Source organism: Paenibacillus sp. P5_B5 (assembly GCF_056400365.1).
In genome coordinates this window covers 1-2,381 of sequence record NZ_JBFULK010000043.1, presented here as the reverse complement: position 1 = coordinate 2,381, position 2,381 = coordinate 1, and the positions used below count along the sequence as shown (strand labels likewise).

The 2,381-nt window shown below is 36.1% G+C and carries 1 protein-coding gene and 1 rRNA gene; both read left to right on the top strand.

Features of this window, described 5'->3' with window-relative positions:
* The first annotated feature begins 28 nt into the window (after positions 1-28).
* A 5S ribosomal RNA gene (gene rrf / locus AC1DOK_RS24340) occupies positions 29-145 on the top strand.
* A gap of 643 nt (positions 146-788) precedes the next feature.
* Positions 789-1,892, top strand: coding sequence for a dual-specificity RNA methyltransferase RlmN (gene rlmN / locus AC1DOK_RS24335; RefSeq protein ID WP_477556875.1), 1,104 nt, complete (start codon positions 789-791; stop codon positions 1,890-1,892).
* Positions 1,893-2,381 lie beyond the last annotated feature (489 nt).

Sequence of the window (2,381 nt, the reverse complement as noted above, 5' to 3'; positions counted from 1 at the left end):
TTACAACGCATTTATTCTAAATGCACTGTTTGGTGACGATGGCGGAAGGGAACCACGCGTACCCATCCCGAACACGACCGTTAAGCCTTCCAGCGCCGATGGTACTTGGACCGAAGGGTCCTGGGAGAGTAGGACGTTGCCAAGCAACTACAAGCCACTATTCGATTATGAATGGTGGCTTGTTTTTTTTGTATTGATCCATATGATGCGAACTCCGACTGGATTAACTACTTTTGCCTGCATTTCATACATTCTAACCTTTAATGTAAGTTTATATTTGTGTGTTTGACAGCTAAATGTACAGTCTAATCCGAGTTATTTTCATTTTTCACGTATTATTAGGTCTTTTGAATGTATGAGATACAGTCTAAGCTTGATATTTGAACTAATGCATCATTTTGAATGTACAATTTGCAATCAAACAACTGAATTGCACTTGGATCGAGTTTAGATTTTACAATCAAACTGCAGAAATGGTTGTGCTTATTATAGATAAGTTGTGGTTTTACAGATAAGAGGGACTAAACTCATAACATTCGAATCTGGGATGAAGCTCCTGGGAAAGTACAACGTACGACATTGCCATGCAAATATTCATTATGAATATTGCCTTGGAATTGTTTTGTGTTAATTAGTTTCACTTACTTTTTGATTTGAAGATGACTTTTCTTATGAAGAGTTAATGAAATGAAGAGTTAATGAAAATACTGTATAACTCCCCTTGCTTTAATAAATATAATTTGGGACAATAATAAGCAGATTTTAAAGTGTTGAAAAGAGGATATCAAATGAATAAAGAATCCATATATGGATTGACATTAGATCAGTTGACAGATTGGCTTACAAAACATGGGCACAAAAAGTCTCGTGCAACACAAGTATGGGAATGGCTTTATAGAAAAAGAGTGACTAACTTTTCAGAAATGATTGATGTTAATAAAGAATGTATTCAATTATTAGCTGAGCATTTTGTCATTACAACATTAAGCGAACACCTTAAGCAAGAATCAGCGGATGGAACGATTAAGTTCTTATTTAAGTTAAATGACGGCAATCTGATTGAAACGGTATTGATGAGGCAGAAATACGGGTTATCGGTATGTGTCACAACTCAAGTAGGCTGTAACATCGGCTGTAGTTTTTGCGCGAGTGGACTATTAACCAAAAAACGCGATTTATCCAGTGGTGAAATTGTAGAACAAATTATGAAAGTGCAACGTCACCTTGATCAGGCACAACAAAATGAAAAGGTTAGCCACGTTGTAGTGATGGGAATTGGAGAACCATTTGATAATTTTACAAACCTTGTTGATTTCTTAATGGTTATTATAGATCATAAGGGACTAGCTATTGGTTCAAGACATATCACTGTATCGACTAGTGGATTACCAGATAAAATCGTCAAATTCGCTGATACTAAATTACAGGTGAATCTAGCGATTTCAATTCATGCACCAAATAATGAACTTCGAACGCAGATTATGAAAATAAACCGTGCCTTTTCAATAGATAAATTGATGGAGGCTGTCGATACCTATTTGGAAAAAACGAAAAGAAGAATCACGTTTAGTTATATTTTGCTTAAAGATGTAAATGATCGTAGGGAACATGCTCTTGAACTTGCTGAGTTGATCGGGGATAAGCGCCAGCTCGTTAATGTTAACTTAATCCCTTATAACCCGGTGGATGAGCTAGATCAGTATCAAAGAAGCACACAGGAATCAGTGCTAGCGTTCTATGATACTCTCAAAAAGCAAAAGATTAGCTGTAGTGTTCGTCTTGAACATGGAACAGATATTGATGCTGCATGCGGACAGCTAAGAAGTAAACAAATCAAGGAATCCCAAGTTAAACAAAAGCAATGCTCTGCGAACAAACTAGTATCCAGCTAAGATCAAATTTCTAATAAGCGTATCCATTCATATGGGTACGTTTTTCTATAAATGATGTTGCAAATGTACTCTTATGTCTAAACCCAACTGTATGAAATTGGATCTACCAAAAGGATTGCGCAAACTATAACTATTTGATATGATACTCTTTGTCGCTTCGGAAGATGCGCTAATGTATGAATGAAACAATCGGTTAAACGAATGGGTCATGAAAATAGAAACGGAAAAAGTTCTTGACATTAAGCCTTCTAAAATGGTATGATATAAAAGTTGTCTCGTAGGTAATAAGAGACACACAAACAACAAATTGTCCTTTGAAAACTGAACAACGAGTGAAGAAATACAAGAGGTTATTAACCTCAAAACGTTGAGAGAACGAGCGCTTCGGCGTGAGTGATCAAGACAAGCTAGCAAGAAATTTTGAGCAATCAGCTCTAATTATAGCAAATCAACTTTGGTTGATGAGCACTTTAATGGAGAGTTTGATCC